The sequence below is a fragment of the Kribbella yunnanensis genome (genome assembly GCF_039529655.1).
GTDB classification, from domain to species: Bacteria; Actinomycetota; Actinomycetes; order Propionibacteriales; family Kribbellaceae; genus Kribbella; species Kribbella yunnanensis.
Window position 1 is genome coordinate 390,202 of sequence record NZ_BAAANF010000022.1, and the last position, 15,064, is coordinate 405,265.

Below are 15,064 nucleotides of genomic sequence, written 5' to 3' on the forward strand. Positions count from 1 at the left end.
GTAGGGTCAATCGGCATGACCACCCGGCGGACTGGCCAGCGTGCTGGGTTGTCTGCGCGTGGACGGCACAGCCGGAAGAAGTCTCATCGGGTGCAGTGGTTCTCGGTGACGGCGTTGGCGGTGCTGGGGACTGTGATGGTGGTGCATCCGGATGCGACCGGGCGGCGGAGTTTGGCTGCTGAGGTTGTTGCCGGGGCATCTACTCCGGTTGCGCAGCCGGAGGTGGTGGTGCCTACTCCGGTGGTGGTGACGACTCCTACGCCTTCGGTGCATCTGACGACGCCGTTGCGGCCGGCACCTACGTTGACTCGGCAGCCCAAGGGCGCGAAGCCCAACGTCACCGTGTCGAGTGGGAAGCTGAGTGTCGTGCCGGGGTCTGACAAGGCGACCGGGGTGCGGGACAAGCTGACTTACCGGGTGGAGATCGAGCAGGGGTTGTCGGTGAACCCGGCGGCGGTGGCGTCGAGTATTCACAAGACGCTGACTGATCCGCGTGGGTGGCAGGCGGTACATCCGGTCAGTTTCGAGCGGACCGACTCGGAGAACGTGGATCTGCGGATCATCGTGGCCACGCCGACGCTGACCGACAAGTTGTGTCTGCCGCTCGACACCGGTGGTGAGGTGTCGTGCCGGGTCGAGGACCGGGTCGTGCTGAACGCCAAGCGGTGGATGTACGCAGTGCCGGCGTACGGCGGGGATGTCGTGCTGTACCGCAACTATCTGGTCAACCACGAGGTCGGGCACGCGCTTGGGCACGGGCACTCGACCTGTGGGCAGCCGAAGACTCCGGCGCCGGTGATGATGCAGCAGACCAAGGGGCTCGGTGGCTGTCGGCCGAACGCGTGGCCGACGATCAAGGCCACCTGACCCGTCCCGTGAGAAGCTGAGTCCCCAGGGAGGGAGCAGCGATGTCGTCACAGGACTTCCCGACGTACGGACGTGAGCCGGAGCGTCCGGACCAGGAGCAGCCCGCCGAGGAGCAGCACATCGCTCCGCCCACACCGTACGGCGGTGGCACGTACGCCGGCGGTGGTCAGCCACTGCCGCCCGTCCCGTATGCACCTGCGCAGCCCTACGGCTCCCAACCAGGTCAGTACGGCGGTCCGCCCACCGACCCGACTCAGCCGCCGAGCTACCGGCCCGGACACCCGTACGGCGCTCCCGTGGATCCGCATCCCGACGCATTCCCGACGTACGGGCGTAAGGAGCCGTTCGCCGGCCGTGATCCGCGCGCGGCCAAGGTGGTGCTGTTCGCCACTGTGATCGCGGCTGTCTACGGACTGATGGTGGCCACGGTCCAGCGGGTCTCGATCCGGGAGATCACCCAGGCACCGGGCTCACCGCTCAACCACCCGCTGCGCACCGATGTGATCGACGCGCTCGGCCAGCTCCTCATCGTCCTGGTCGGCGCTGCAGCTCTCGTCCTGTGGGCGAGAGACGTGCTGGCTCGCCGCAAGGCCGCCCGCCAGCCCGAGGCCGTCGAGATCGTGGGAGGCGTGCTGGTCGGCGTCTCGCTGATCCCCCTGTTCATCTGGGCCGGCATGGTGCTCTCGACCGGCCTGGGGGCTGTCGACGAGACGCTGGAGCGGCTACCGACGGCGTACGCGTGGGGTGGTTTCGGTCTGCTGATTCTGGCGGCCGGACTGTTTCTCGGCTATCGCGAGCTCAAGCCGGACCTCGACACTGTGGTTCGGGCCGCACCCGGCCGACCACCCTGGGAGTGAGCGCTCCCGTAGTCCTCGTCCCGGGCCTCGGCCTCGGGCCGGAGTCGTACGCACCAACCGTCGAGCACCTCTCAATGCCGTACCGGGTGGTCACACTGCCCGGGTACGGCGAACCGGCCGACAACCGCGATGACCTGCACCCCGAGGCCCTCGCTGCCCGTCTGGAGCAGCAGGTGCGGGAGCGCTCGGTCCTCGTCGGGCACTCCGCCGGTGCGCAGATCGTGGTCGAGCTGGCGGTCGCCCACCCGGAGCTGGTGCACGCACTGGTCCTGATCGCTCCGAGCGGTGACACGAAGTCCGCGGGCTGGCTCGACCTGGGCATGCGCTGGCTGGAGTCGGCCGCACCGGAGTCACCGCGGCTGATCCCGGTCCTAGCGCCGCAATACGCCCGTACGACGTTCTCTACGATCGCCCGGGCAGCTGCGGCCTGCCGACGGCACGATCTGGCCGGTGTGATCACCAGAGTCCAGTCGCCGGTCGTGATCATCCGGTGCCGCCACGACCACCTGTCACCGGCAGACTGGGCCGACCGCCTGGCCGCTCTGAGCCACGGTGAGTCGCGGACGCTGTCCACCGGGTCACACATGCCGGTGCTGACCAACGGCCCGGAGGTGGCCGCGCTCATCCACCGAGCAGCCGCCGCGCGGCCGGCGGACTGAGGCGTTATCGTTGACGCGGTAGCAAAACCTTTGCGGGAGCTCGCACCGAATGCGGGCTGAGAGGGCGACTAGGGTCGCCGACCGCCTGAACCTGACCGGGTAATGCCGGCGTAGGGATCGCAATGACTGATACAGCAATTCGTCCTGCCAATGCAGAAGCACCGCTCGTCCTCACCACGGATGCGCCGAGGACGCTGGGGTTCCTCGACCAGTTCACGCTCTGGGGCAACCTCGGCATCTCGCTGTTCGGCCCGGTCACCGGTGCGCTCGTCGCGGCGTACACAGGCTCGTTGTGGCAGGGCCTGCTCGCGGTGGTCGTCGGGTGCGGCATCGGCGCGCTCGTGCTCGGTGGCTCGGCCGTCTTCGGTTCGCACACCGGCGCACCGGCCATGGCCAGTCTGCGCGGCCTTTTCGGCCGTCGCGGGTCTATGGCCCCGACGGTACTGAACATCGCGCAGAACATCGGTTGGGCGACGATGGAGATCATCGTCATCTCGCAGGCCGCGGTCGCGGTGACGAGTGAGCGCTGGCGCTGGCTGTTCGTCGTACTGGCGGGCATCATCGCGACCACGATGGCGGTCCGGCCGTTGGGCAGCGTGAAGATCCTGCGCAAGTTCATGGTCTGGCTGGTGTTGATTGCCTCGGTCTACCTATTCATCCAGGTGCTGAGCAAGCCGGTGCAGTCATTGCCGCAGGACAGTGTGTTCGGGTTCTGGCCGGCCGTCGACCTGGCCGCCGCCGGTGTCGTCTCGTTCGCGCCGCTCGCCGCCGACTACACCCGGCACTCCCGCACCAACAAGGCGGCCTTCGGTGGTTCGGCTCTCGGCTACGGCCTGGCCGCGATCCTGTACTACGCCTTGGGTGTCTTCGCGGTCGCGACTCTGCAGACCGACAGCGAAGGCGTCATCACCGCGCTCGTCACCTTGCCGGCCGGTGCGATCGCGTTGTTCGTGCTGCTGGTGGACGAGGTCGACGAGGCGTACGCGAACGTCTACTCGACCACGATGGCCGCGCACAACCTGATCGGTCACGTCGATCGCCGCTGGATCTCGATCGCGATCGGCGTCCTCGCCACCGGTCTCGCGCTATTGGTTGACCTGGGCAACTACACGCAGTTTCTCTACCTGATCGGCTCGGTCTTCATCCCGCTGTTCGCGGTCGCGATCGCCGACTTCTTCCTGGTGAGCAAGATGAACTGGGACGTCTCCGGTACGGCGAAGTTCCGCTGGCAACCCACGGTCGCGTGGCTGATCGGGTTCGTCGCCTACCAGCTCGTGAATCCGGGCACGGTCGCCGGGTGGTCGCCGTTCTGGGAAGGTGTCCAAGGCAAGCTCTTCGGTGGGCAGGCCGTGCCGGGCTGGTTGGGTGCGACCTACACCAGCATCATCGTCTCGATACTCGCAGCAGTTCTCCTCGGCAAAATCGGTCGCGGCCGGATCGTGACCCGCGAACCGGTGGACAACTGACCTGCGGCACGCGGGATACTTGCGCCCATGCTCAACTCCGCACTGCGCAGCCGGGCCGAGTACGCCGAGCTCGGCGTCGACGGTCTGGCTGCGCGGACCTCGCCCGAGCGGGACGCAGACATCGTCAAGGCCGTCGAGGAACTGCTCGACGGCCGGGAATCGGTTCTTGATCTGTGCTGTGGCTACGGCCGGATCTCGCTCCCGCTGGCGCGCGCCGGGAAGACCGTGCGCGGCCTCGACATCTCGCCGAACCTGGTCGAGGCCGGCCGGATCCAGGCGAACGAGGAGGAGCTGGCGATCGACTGGGCGATCGGGTCGATGACCGATCTGCCGTACGCGTGGGACTCGTTCGACGCGGTGATCTGCCTGTGGACCGCGTTCCACGAGCTGTTCGCCGAGGACGAGCAGATCTCGACGATCTGCGAGATCTCCCGGGTGCTGAAGCCGGGCGGGATCGCGATCATCGAGGGCCCGTCCTGGGGACCCGCGACCGCCGGTGAGATCGCGCTGGGGATGCGGCAGGGCCCGGAACACCGGATCGTCACCACCGAGCACGCCGACGGCCTGAGCAGCGTGCACTACATCCACGACGACATCAGCTACGGCCGCCTCTGCGCCGCCGCGGGCATCGACAACTACAAGGTCTACAAGCGCGAGTGGGGCGGCCGCCGTCGGCTGATCCTCGAGATCCACGCCTGACCCCGAAAGAACTGAACCCCGAAAGAATAGGAGCAGATCCCCACTCCACATTGGGGACCTGCTCCTGATTGGTTCAACTGTAGGAACATTCTCGTGGCTACGGGGAAATGATTCTTTTCTTTTCAAGATTCAACAGGTAGCGCTTGGCTTCGAGGCCGCCCGCGTACCCGGTGAGCGCGCCGCTCGCCCCGATCACCCGGTGGCACGGCAGCAGGACACACACGGGATTCGCGCCCAGCGCCGTACCGACGGCTCGAGCCGCCTTAGGCCGATCGATCTCGCCGGCGAGCTCGCCGTAGCTCTTCGTCCGCCCGTAGCTGGTGTGCGTGCGCAGATCGCTCAGCACCAATTGCTGGAATGGCGTCGCGAGCGCCAGATCGACCTGCACGGTGAATTCCCGCCGGTCACCGATGAGGTATTCGTCCAGCTCTCGTCGTACGGCGTCCAGTGCGCGTGGCTGTCGGAGAACTCGCGGCGACACGGCGTGGGCGAGCCGGCCGGTCATGGTCTCCTCGTCGCCGAATGAGCTCGCCACCACGCGGCCGTGCGCGACTGCCAGCAGCATCGTGCCGATCGGGGTGTCGTGCAGGGTGTAGGCGACGTCGGCGTCCGGGAGGACGGGTGGTTTCAACTCAGGTGTGCTGAACCGGGTGAGCCGGTCTTCGAGTCCGTTCATGTCTCAACTCCGAGGGTACGGCGCAGTGTCGCGAGAGCGTCGCTGACAAGGCGGCGCGAGGCTGCGGGGGTGGTGTCCAGGGCGGCGGCCACACCGTGGTGGTCCAGGTCGCCGACGTACTTGAGCGTGATCGCGTACCGCTGCCGCTCGGGCAGCCCGTTGACCGCCTGCCACAGCTCGGGATCCGGCCAGTCGGCGGCGTCGGGGCCGTCGACCGCGATCGTCGGTGCGTCGTCGAGCGGCCGTTGCGGCCGGCGGGCCCGGTGGACGTCGGTCGCGCACCGGGCGGTGATGGTGAGCAGCCAGCTGCGCAGGTTCTTCGCCGAGGTCAGTCCCGGATAGGCGGCGAACGCCTTCTCCCACGCGCGTTGCGCCACGTCGTCGCCGTCCACAGGCCCGGCCAAGGCGCGCGCCAGGCGGGCCACGTCCCGCCAGTGCGCGTCCACGAGCGCCTGGAACGGCGGCAGTGCGACAGTCACCATGCCCATTAAACGCAGTCGCGGCCGGATGTGTGAGGGGACTCGTCGCGAGACAGTTGTCCCGCATGGTGGGATTGTCCAGTTCTTCAGTAGACATTGATGCGAAGATTGCTGACATGACGACGACCTTGCTGACACGCCGTCGCGTCATCGATCTGCTGCGGACGGCGAGCGCCACCTGTCGGTGACCCCGGTTCTGCGTGTTCCGGCGCATCGAGCGCCGTACGGGGCCTGACCCGCCTCTCGACCGATCCCCTCGCGACCTCACCCGTCCGGGATCGGTTCCTGCCTGCCCTTTTGTGTCCGAGGGAGAGACATGTCCGTCCCTGCTGTGCACCGCCCTGCCCTCTCACTGGTTCCGGACCGTTCCGAGGAGCGGATCGTCGACGCCGACGTCTACCGGAACGTCTTCCGTCGCCACGCCGCCGGCGTCGTGGTGATCACCGCCGACGCCGGACACGGCCCGGTCGGCTTCACCGCTACCTCACTGGTCTCGGTGAGCCTGCTGCCGCCGCTGGTCTCGTTCGCGATCGACACCAAGGCGTCCAGCTGGCCGACCGTCAGCCGCACCTTGTCCCTCGCGATCAACTTCCTGTCCGACGACCAGCAGGCCATCGCCGGCCGCTTCGCCACCAGCGGTATCGACCGCTTCGCGGCGCCGACCCGCTGGTCCCGCCTGCCCACGGGGGAGCCCGTGCTCGACGAGGCGCCGAGCGTCCTCCGTGCGCAGGTAGAACACCGTTTCGCCGTCGGCGACCACTACCTGGTCGTCGCCCGACTGATCACCCATACCGAACGCCGTGAACACGAGCCCCTGCTCTATCACGACGGCCGCTATGCCACCGCCACCCCGAGGTTTCACCATGTTTAAGGCACACCGCCCATCGTCCCGCCTACTGCGCGGCACTCAGCACGGCGCCTCGCCGCACTGGAGCCGAGCCCACGATGCTCCGCATCGCCACCTCGTCTCCAGCACACCGAGCCACCGCACCGAGCACCTGCTCGCTACGGCGGGACGACGGGCGGCGCACCTTAAGTTCAAGTACGCCGTACTCGCCGCCGCTGCCCTGATCGTCGCCGCCGGCTGCGGTGGTCCCGCCGAAGCCGGCAACAGTGGTCAGAAGCTCGCGCTGGACGCTCCCCTGCCGGCCAGCGTGCCCGACGGAACCAAGATCGTCGTCGGTGATCCGGCCACCCAGGTCGCCTTCAAACTGTCGGGCCAGCTCGACAAGGTGGAGAAGTACGTCAAGTTCGCCAACCTGAGCGGCGGTCCGCAGACCACCGAGGCGTTCCGGGCGCATGCCCTCGACCTCGGATCGGTGGCGGAGATCCCGGCGATCCATGCGACCTGGACCGGGCTGAAGGTGAAGATCGTCGCCTCGAAGTTCCGTCAGGACGCGATCAACCACCCGATCTACGAGCTCGGTATCGCGCCTGGGGTCAACGTGAAGACGCTCGCCGATCTCAAGGGCAAGACGATCGCGTTCAGCCCCGGTCAGGCTCAGGGGTCGCTGGTGCTGAAGGTGCTGAAGAAGGCCGGGCTGACCAAGGACGACGTGAAGCTGATCGAACTGCCGAGCACCGGTGACGTGTACACGAACGCGCTCGCGGCGAAGCAGGTCGACGTCGCCCCGATCGGCGGCGTACAGATCAAGCGCTACACGGCGAAGTACGGCAAGGACGGCGCGACCACGATCCCGCACGGCATCCGCGACGACGCGGGGCACCTCTACGGGCCGGTCGAGTCGCTGGAGGATCCCGCCAAGGCAGCCGCGATTCGCGCTTATGTCGCGGCCTGGGGGGTGGCGCAGGAGTGGATCGACAAGCACCCGAAGGAATGGATCGCCGGGTACTACGTGAAGGACCAGGGGCTCACCGAGGCCGACGGCCAGTGGCTCGTGGACAACGCCGGGCATCCCGACATCACGGCCGACTGGAGCTCCGCGATCACCCGGAACCAGGAGACGATCGAGCTCCTGGCCGCGGAGACCAAGAACCCGGTCATCCAGGCCAAGGACCTCTACGACCTGCGGTTCGAGGCCGTCGCGGCCGACGCGATCAAGGCGGGTGCGAAATGACCGTCACCACCACCCTGCCTGGGGTGCGGACAGCGGTTAAGACCGCTCCTGTCGTACGGCGGCGCCGGCTCGGACCGGGGAAGCCGATCAAGTTCGGTGCCGCGATCGGACCGGTTCTGCTGCTGGTCGTGTGGAGTATCGGCTCGGCCACCGGCTGGATCGATCAACGCGTCCTGTCGGCGCCGTGGACGGTCGTCACGACCACCGGTGAGTTGATCTCCGACGGACGCCTGCAGTCGAACCTGTGGACGTCATCGCAGCGAGCGCTGGTCGGACTCGGCCTCGGGATCGTGCTCGGCGTCGTACTCGCCCTGATCTCCGGCCTGTCCCGGCTCGGCGAGGCGATTCTCGACGGGCCGATCCAGATCAAGCGTGCGATCCCGTCGCTCGCCCTGCTCCCGCTGCTGATTCTGTGGCTGGGGATCGGGGAGTCGATGAAGGTCGTGACGATCCTGCTCGGTGTCTTCGTACCGATCTACATCCACACCCACAACGGCCTGCGGACCATCGACAGCAAGTACGTCGAACTCGCGCAGACCGTCGGGTTGTCGCAGCGCGAGTTCATCCGCCGCGTCGTCCTGCCGGGCGCGCTCCCCGGGTTCCTGCTCGGTCTGCGGTTCGCCGTGACCGGCGCCTGGTTGTCGCTGGTGGTGGTCGAGCAGATCAATGCCACCAGCGGTATCGGCTACATGATGGAGCTGGCCCGCACCTATGGGCAGACCGACATCATCATCGTCGGTCTGGTCCTGTACGGCGCTCTCGGGCTGCTCTCCGACGGCGCAGTCCGCTTGATTCAGAGGAGGGCCCTGACATGGCGCCGTACGCTGGCCTCGTAACTGTCCAGGTCCGCGACCTGATCCGGCGGTACGACGATCGCGCCGTACTCGACGGTGTTGATCTGGACATCGCGCCGGGTGAATTCGTTGCCCTGCTGGGAAAGAGCGGTTCCGGGAAGAGCACGTTGCTTCGTGCGCTGGCCGGTCTCGATCCGTCGGTCGACGGGTCGGGGGAGATCGCCGTACCGGGTCAGGTGTCGGTTGTCTTCCAGGACTCACGGTTGTTGCCGTGGGCAAAGGTGTTGGACAACGTCGTACTCGGGTTGCGGGGTTCCGAGGATCGCGGGCGGGAGAGTCTGGCCGAGGTCGGGCTGGCCGGTCGCGAGGACGCTTGGCCGAACGAGTTGTCCGGTGGTGAGCAGCAGCGGGTCGCGTTGGCGCGGTCGCTGGTTCGGGAACCTGAGCTGCTGCTGGCCGACGAGCCGTTCGGGGCGCTCGATGCGCTGACCCGGCTGAAGATGCATGCGCTGCTGAAGAAGCTGTGCGCGGCGCATCAGCCGGCCGTGCTGCTGGTGACGCACGACGTCGACGAGGCGATCGTGCTCGCCGATCGGGTGATCGTGCTCGACGCCGGCCGGTTGGTGGCCGAAGAGGTGATCTCGCTGGGGTCCGTGCGGAGTTCGGCGGATCCGGAGTTCGCCGCGGTGCGGTCGCGGCTCCTTGACGCGTTGGGGGTTTCGTTGTGAGTAAGCAATTGCATCTGAATGCGTTCCTGATGAGTACCGGCCACCACGAGGCGTCGTGGCGGTTGCCGGAGAGCAATCCGTTCGCGAACACATCGGTCGCGCACTATCAGGAGCTGGCGCGGATCGCCGAGCGTGGGTTGTTCGACTCGGTGTTCTTCGCGGACTCGCCGGCGTTGTTCGGCGAGGTCGGCCGGCGACCGGCGGGTTCGCTGGAACCGACCGTGCTGCTGACGGCGATCGCCGCTGTCACGTCGCGGATCGGACTGATCGCGACGGCGTCGACGACGTACAACGATCCTTTCAACTTGGCTCGGCGGTTCGCCAGTGTCGACCACGTCAGCGGTGGACGGGCCGGCTGGAACGTCGTGACCACGGCGGGTCCCGATGCCGCGAAGAACTTCAACCTGGCCGACCAGCCTGCGCATGCGGAGCGGTACGACCGGGCGGCGGAGTTTCTCGAGGTCGCGTACAAGCTGTGGGACTCGTGGCAGGACGACGCCGCGATCGCCGACAAGGAGGCCGGCGTCTGGGCGGTCAACGATCGCGTCGTACCGATTGATCACGTCGGTCGGCACTTCCAGGTCCGCGGCCCGCTGAACCTGCCGCGCTCACCCCAAGGGCATCCGCTCATCGTGCAGGCCGGGTCGTCGGAGGACGGCAAGGGCCTGGCCGCGCGCTACGCCGAGGCCGTCTTCACCGCGCAGCAGACGCTGGAGGACGCCCAGGACTTCTACCGTGATCTGAAAGCCCGTACGGCGGCGCTGAGCCGCGACCCGTCCACGATCAAGATCCTGCCCGGGATCGTCCCCGTGATCGGCTCGACGGTTGAGGAGGCTACTCGGTTGGAGCGGCAACTCGATGAGCTCATCAGCCCCGAGTACGCGCGGCTGCAGCTGGCCAAGACGCTGCGCGTTGCGCCGGAAGCCTTGGCGTTCGACCAGCAACTCCCGACCGACCTGCCGGACGAGGACGAGATCGAGGGCGCCAAGAGCCGCTACACGCTGATCGTCACCCTGGCGCGACGCGAGCAGCTGACCGTTCGCGAGCTGATCGGCCGCCTAGGAGGCGGCCGCGGTCACCGCACCTTCACCGGTACGCCGGACCAGGTGGCCGACGCGATCCAGCACTGGTTCGAAGCGGGAGCAGCCGACGGCTTCAACATCATGCCGCCGGTGCTCCCGTCGGGCCTGACCGTCTTCGTGGACGAGGTCATCCCGATCCTGCAAGCCCGCGGCCTCTTCCGCACCGAATACACCGGCACGACGCTCCGCGACCACTACGGTCTGGCGCGTCCTGCCGGCCGAGCCTCGCTGTTGCAGGAGGCAACCGGCTGACCTGATGCGGGGGGCGTCGGGGGCGGCGCTCCCCGCATCAGTTCACTCTGACCACCAGCTTGCCGACTGCTTTGCCGTCGGCCATGATCCGGTGCGCTTCGCCGATCTCGTCCATGGTGAAAACCCGGTCGATGCGGATCGGGAGCTTGCCCGCGGCCACCAGGTCGACGTACCGCTGGAACGCCTCGGCGGGGAGGTCGTTGCTTTCCCCGCTGTAGGCGGTCAGCCGGACACCGTTCGGGAGATAGTCCATCGGGTAGAAGTCCGGGATCGTCCAGTTGTCGCTCAGCATTCCGGTGAAACACGCGGTCCCATGCACAGCAACGGCTTTGAGCGTATCCGGAAGAACATTTGTCCCGACGAGTTCGAGAGCCGCGTGCACACCGTCCGGCTGGATTTCCCGGACCTTTGCCGAAACGTTGCCGTCGTCAACAATCGGATAGTCGACGCCGTGCTCCCGCAAAACCTCGGCACGCTCCGGATTGCGGGTCGTGGAGAACACGGTCAGCCCATGTTCCTTGGCGATCGCGGCCGCGGCCACCCCGACTGACGACGTACCGCCGCGGGTCAGCACGCTCTGGCCGGGCTCGATGGCCAGACCGGTGAACAACGAGCCGTGCGCCGTCTGCAGCATCTCCGGAAGTGCGCCGAGAGTCGACCACTCGAGGTCCGTGTGCACCGGGACGATCGAGCTCGCCGGTACGACGACGTACTCGGCGTACCCACCGTCGTACTGGCGGCCCATCCCGCCCATCATCGCGGCGACCTGCTGGCCCGGGTGGTACTCACCGGTCGGTGCGGAATCGACCGTGCCGACCGCCTCGATCCCGGGGATGATCGGGAAGGACGCCCCGGTCGCGAGGCCGGCCCGGAGGTGGTATTCCGAACGGTTCAGTCCGAACGCCTCCACCTTGATCCGCACCCAGCCCGGATCCGGCTCGGGAACCGGCACCCGGCGTACTCGTAATTCTTCTGGTTCGACCGGGTGGTCCAGCACGATCGCACGCATGTCCATGGCGATCATCCTGCCTTGCCACGTGTCAGAGTTGTCTTCATGGGGAAACGCCCGAGCGTGGTGGCGCACCGTGGATCCAGTGAGACCAGTCCTGAGCACACGCTGGCGGCGTACCGCCGGGCGATCGAGGCCGGGGCCGACGGTCTGGAGTGTGACGTCCGGCTGACCGCCGACGGTCACCTCGTCTGCGTCCACGACCGCCGAATCGAGCGCACGTCGAACGGCCGTGGCGTGCTGTCCACGATGAGCCTGCAGGAGCTGGAGGCCCTCGACTGGGGCTCGTGGAAGAACCCCTGGTCGGACCTCGACGACGAGGCCGAGCTGCCGGACCCGGACCTATCCACGGTGCTCACGCTCGACAAGCTCCTGGCGACTGTCCGCGACGCCGGGCGTCCGCTCGAGCTGGCGATCGAGACCAAGCACCCGACGCGGTACGCCGGACTGGTGGAACGGCGGCTGATCGAGGCGCTCGGGCGGTACGGCTGGTCGCATCCGAAGATCGGGACGGAGTCGCCGGTCCGGGTGATGAGTTTCTCGTGGCTGTCGCTGCGGCGGATGCGGGTGCTGGCCCCTGGATTGCGGACCGTGCTGTTGATGGATCGGGTACCGCTGCGATTCCGCGACGGCTCACTGCCGACCGGTGTATCGCACGCCGGCCCGAGTCTGGAGATTGTCAGCGCCCACCCCGAGTACGTCGATCGCGCGCACAAGCACGGTCACCAGGTGCATGTGTGGACGGTGAATGCGGATGCCGACATCCGGCACTGCCGGGACATCGGAGTGGACGCGATCATCAGTGACCGCCCGGAGTCGGTACTCCGCGTGTTGTCGGACGAGAGCCGGGAGATAGGACGTCCGTAGTTTGTGTCCAGGTGAATGCGCGCGGTCATTGTTACGTTAAATACCCTCGCTTTCATCACAGTTTCCTGACGTTCGCTGTGATGTAAGCGTTGGCTGTGTAACGGAATTCGCGCAGGTGTTTTCCCCGGCAGGAAGTGGGCAGAACCTCAGATGGCTGTTCCGATCATCGAGGAGACCCTGCTTGTCCTCAGCGACTCTGCCTGCCGACGTGAGTGTCGTGGACGTCGTACTGCCGCACGAAGTGTCCGCGGTAGCGGACGCCCGACACCGTCTGGCCGCCTACCTGAAGCGGTACCGGGTTACCGACGGGGCGTGTGACGACGCCCAGCTGGTGCTCTCGGAGCTGCTCTCCAACGCCATCCGGTACGCACCCGCGTTACCGGCCGGTGAGGTGCGCGCGGCCTGGTGGATCGACAAGGCCGGAATTCACGTCGAGGTCACCGACGGTCGCGGTGAGACCGAGCCGCAGCGGATCGACGACACCCACCCGGAGTCGATCGGCGGCCGCGGGCTGGCGATCGTCGACGTACTCACCTCGCACTGGGACGTCCGGACCGGCACCGCACACCGGACGGTGCACGCGATCGTCCCCAACTGACTCCGCCGGGTTCGCCGTACGGCGGTAGGGGCTGCAAGACTGCGCTCATGGGAAAGAAGTCGCGGCAGCGCGCGAAGAACACGACGACCGTCACCCTCGACCCGGCCGACCTGGTCGACGTCGGTCCGCGGGAACCCTGCCCCTGCGGTTCGGGCAAGCGGTTCAAGCAGTGCCACGGCAAGGAGATCGCGGCCGCCGCGGACACCTGGGTGGTGCGCCCGTTCGAAGGCCTGCCGTCCGAGTGTGACCTGATCGCGTTCCGCGAGATCGTCCCGTCCGGTACCGCGCAGGTGGAGCTGAAGGATTCCGGCAAGGTCGTGAACCTGGTGACCCTGCTGCCGATGGCGATGCCCGGCCTGGTCCGCGACGACGAGACGATCTGGATCGGCCTGCAGACCCACGCCTCCTCCGGCGACCCGTCCCGCGACCTCGGCCACGCCATCACCGCCGCCCTCGCCACCGAACCCGGCAACCCGATCCAGGTCGGCGACCTGATGAAGGACGGCCCCCGCCTGCAGGACCTGATCGACACCTCCAAGCCGATCGAGGTCAAGGTCCACGAAGGCTTCGACTTCTGGGTCAGCGAAAACGTCGAAGACCCCACCGGCGAAGTAGCAGCCGGCCTCGAACGCGCCAACGCCGCCGCCGCCCCGACAGTCCGCCTCGAGTCCGTAGACGCGGCGTACTGGACCCAGATCGGCGACCGCATCTACCTGCGCTGGGTCCTCCCCCACACCGAAGACACCGTCCTGGACGCCCTCGCCCGCCTACACGCCGCCGGCCAGTCCCAGCTCGTAGCCGACAGCCGCCTGATCGGCTCCTTCCGCGCCCTAGGCGTCCTAGCCCCCGTCTGGGAACTCCCCACCGGCACCGAAGCCGCCGACGTAGAAAAACCAGCCGCCGACTTCGCCGCAGCCCTAGACAAGGCCCTAGCCACCACCACCCCCCTAACCACCGAAGAACGAGCCGCAAGAGCCGGCCTAGCCAGCCGCCAACTAACCATCCGCTAACCCCCACCTGTCGGCCCGCCAACGCCACCGCCGGCGACACCCCTTCGACGCCCACGGCGCGACCGCCCCACCCGGTCGCGCCGTCACCCGGTCCGCCGACAAACTGCGGTTGTCGGGTTGAGGAGTTCGCCGGTCGCCGGCCCCGCGCCTGTCCCGGACGAAGCGGATGGGACGGCGTGGAAGGCCGGGGTGTCGCCAACTCGACTCGACAGCCCGCGGACCCCAGGCCCATCACAACTGACGCGAACCGCCGCGCCCCCGCGTGGCGATCTGCTGACCACCCACTTGTGACGGCCCGGCGGTCCGCCACCACCCAGTAACCCGCCCGGATGGCGGTCCGAGCATGGTGATCACGCGTGGTGCCGGACGCGTGGCGCGGGTTAGTGGGTGGCTGGGGTCCGGATCGCCCGCCGAAAGGACACAGCCTCCGCCGGCGACAGCCCCTCCGGCGCCTCCGGCGCGCCCTCACGCGGTGGCGCAGCCACCAGGTTCGGCGACGAACTGTGGTTGTCGGTTGAGGAGCGCGCGGGGCGCCTGTCCCGGACGAAGCGGATGGGACGGCGTGGAAGGCCTGGGTGCGCCAGCTCGACTCGACATCCCGCGGACCCCAGGCCCATCACAACTGACGCAAACCGCCGCGCCCCCGCGTGGCGATCTGCTGACATCCCATTTGTGATGGCCCGGCGGTCCGCCACCACCCAATAACCCGCCCGGATGGCGGTCCGAGCATGGTGATCACGCGTGGCGCCGGACGCGTGGTGCGGGTTAGTGGGTGGCTGGGGTCCGGATCGCCCGCCGAAAGGACACCGCCTCCGGCGGCGACAGCCCCTTTGGCGCCTCCGGCGCGCCCTCACGCGGTGGCGCAGCCACCAGGTTCGGCGATGAACTGTGGTGTTGGGATGACGAGCGCGGGAAGCCGGTCCCGCGTGTGTCCCGGAGATGA

The 15,064-nt window shown here is 67.7% G+C and carries 16 protein-coding genes and 1 riboswitch; of the genes, 13 read left to right on the forward strand and 3 right to left on the reverse strand.

Annotation, left to right across the window (positions count from 1 at the left end; translation table 11 throughout):
• Positions 1-15: 15 nt before the first annotated feature.
• The 5 genes from ABD231_RS33645 (at position 16) to ABD231_RS33665 (ending at position 4,548) form a co-directional block, all read left to right on the forward strand.
• Positions 16-867: a DUF3152 domain-containing protein gene (locus ABD231_RS33645; protein WP_344161256.1), complete on the forward strand. Its 852-nt coding sequence runs from the start codon at positions 16-18 to the stop codon at positions 865-867.
• Between the two features lie 41 nt (positions 868-908).
• A complete protein-coding gene (locus tag ABD231_RS33650; protein ID WP_344161259.1) occupies positions 909-1,724 on the forward strand; it encodes a hypothetical protein in 816 nt (271 codons plus the stop codon).
• Positions 1,721-2,383: an alpha/beta fold hydrolase gene (locus ABD231_RS33655; RefSeq protein ID WP_344161261.1), complete on the forward strand. Its 663-nt coding sequence runs from the start codon at positions 1,721-1,723 to the stop codon at positions 2,381-2,383. Before ABD231_RS33650 ends, ABD231_RS33655 begins: the two co-directional genes overlap by 4 nt.
• Before the next feature lie 22 nt (positions 2,384-2,405).
• Positions 2,406-2,515: riboswitch (TPP riboswitch) on the forward strand.
• Positions 2,506-3,849, forward strand: coding sequence for a purine-cytosine permease family protein (locus ABD231_RS33660; RefSeq protein ID WP_344161264.1), 1,344 nt, complete (start codon positions 2,506-2,508; stop codon positions 3,847-3,849). It overlaps the preceding riboswitch by 10 nt.
• Positions 3,850-3,876: 27 nt before the next feature.
• A complete protein-coding gene (locus tag ABD231_RS33665; protein ID WP_344161266.1) occupies positions 3,877-4,548 on the forward strand; it encodes a class I SAM-dependent methyltransferase in 672 nt (223 codons plus the stop codon).
• A 97-nt stretch (positions 4,549-4,645) separates the two neighbouring features.
• On the opposite strand, the gene ABD231_RS33670 is transcribed toward ABD231_RS33665, so the two are convergent.
• Positions 4,646-5,224, reverse strand: coding sequence for a methylated-DNA--[protein]-cysteine S-methyltransferase (locus ABD231_RS33670; RefSeq protein ID WP_344161268.1), 579 nt, complete (start codon positions 5,222-5,224; stop codon positions 4,646-4,648).
• Positions 5,221-5,703, reverse strand: coding sequence for an RNA polymerase sigma factor (locus ABD231_RS33675; RefSeq protein ID WP_344161271.1), 483 nt, complete (start codon positions 5,701-5,703; stop codon positions 5,221-5,223). The genes ABD231_RS33670 and ABD231_RS33675 overlap by 4 nt, the downstream gene beginning before the upstream one ends.
• Before the next feature lie 316 nt (positions 5,704-6,019).
• On the opposite strand from ABD231_RS33675, the gene ABD231_RS33680 reads away from it, so the two are divergent.
• From ABD231_RS33680 to ABD231_RS33700, 5 genes are read left to right on the forward strand one after another with little or no spacing between them, the layout of a single operon-like run.
• Positions 6,020-6,574, forward strand: coding sequence for a flavin reductase family protein (locus tag ABD231_RS33680; protein ID WP_344161274.1), 555 nt, complete (start codon positions 6,020-6,022; stop codon positions 6,572-6,574).
• Complete coding sequence (locus tag ABD231_RS33685; protein WP_344161277.1) at positions 6,567-7,781, forward strand: ABC transporter substrate-binding protein; 1,215 nt, start codon at positions 6,567-6,569, stop codon at positions 7,779-7,781. The genes ABD231_RS33680 and ABD231_RS33685 overlap by 8 nt, the downstream gene beginning before the upstream one ends.
• Positions 7,782-7,804: 23 nt before the next feature.
• Positions 7,805-8,617, forward strand: coding sequence for an ABC transporter permease (locus ABD231_RS33690; protein ID WP_344161280.1), 813 nt, complete (start codon positions 7,805-7,807; stop codon positions 8,615-8,617).
• Positions 8,593-9,303: an ABC transporter ATP-binding protein gene (locus tag ABD231_RS33695; RefSeq protein ID WP_344161283.1), complete on the forward strand. Its 711-nt coding sequence runs from the start codon at positions 8,593-8,595 to the stop codon at positions 9,301-9,303. The genes ABD231_RS33690 and ABD231_RS33695 overlap by 25 nt, the downstream gene beginning before the upstream one ends.
• On the forward strand, positions 9,300-10,637 hold the full coding sequence (locus ABD231_RS33700) for an LLM class flavin-dependent oxidoreductase (RefSeq protein WP_344161286.1): 1,338 nt from the start codon (positions 9,300-9,302) through the stop codon (positions 10,635-10,637). The genes ABD231_RS33695 and ABD231_RS33700 overlap by 4 nt, the downstream gene beginning before the upstream one ends.
• Before the next feature lie 37 nt (positions 10,638-10,674).
• Here ABD231_RS33700 and ABD231_RS33705 read toward each other — a convergent pair whose 3' ends face one another.
• Entirely contained in the window at positions 10,675-11,652 is a 978-nt protein-coding gene (locus ABD231_RS33705) for a zinc-binding alcohol dehydrogenase family protein (RefSeq protein WP_344161289.1), read from the reverse strand.
• A 39-nt stretch (positions 11,653-11,691) separates the two neighbouring features.
• Here ABD231_RS33705 and ABD231_RS33710 point away from each other — a divergent pair, with 39 nt between their 5' ends.
• The 3 genes from ABD231_RS33710 to ABD231_RS33720 all read left to right on the forward strand — a co-directional run bounded on the left by ABD231_RS33710 (position 11,692) and on the right by ABD231_RS33720 (position 14,121).
• The gene (locus ABD231_RS33710) at positions 11,692-12,513 is read left to right on the forward strand and encodes a glycerophosphodiester phosphodiesterase (RefSeq protein WP_344161292.1); all 822 of its coding nucleotides are present in this window, start codon (positions 11,692-11,694) and stop codon (positions 12,511-12,513) included.
• 181 nt (positions 12,514-12,694) lie between these two features.
• The gene (locus ABD231_RS33715; RefSeq protein ID WP_344161295.1) at positions 12,695-13,111 is read left to right on the forward strand and encodes an ATP-binding protein; all 417 of its coding nucleotides are present in this window, start codon (positions 12,695-12,697) and stop codon (positions 13,109-13,111) included.
• Positions 13,112-13,158: 47 nt separating this feature from the next.
• Positions 13,159-14,121 (forward strand): DUF5926 family protein, encoded by a 963-nt coding sequence (locus ABD231_RS33720; RefSeq protein WP_344161298.1) that lies wholly within the window; start codon positions 13,159-13,161, stop codon positions 14,119-14,121.
• Positions 14,122-15,064: the final 943 nt, after the last annotated feature.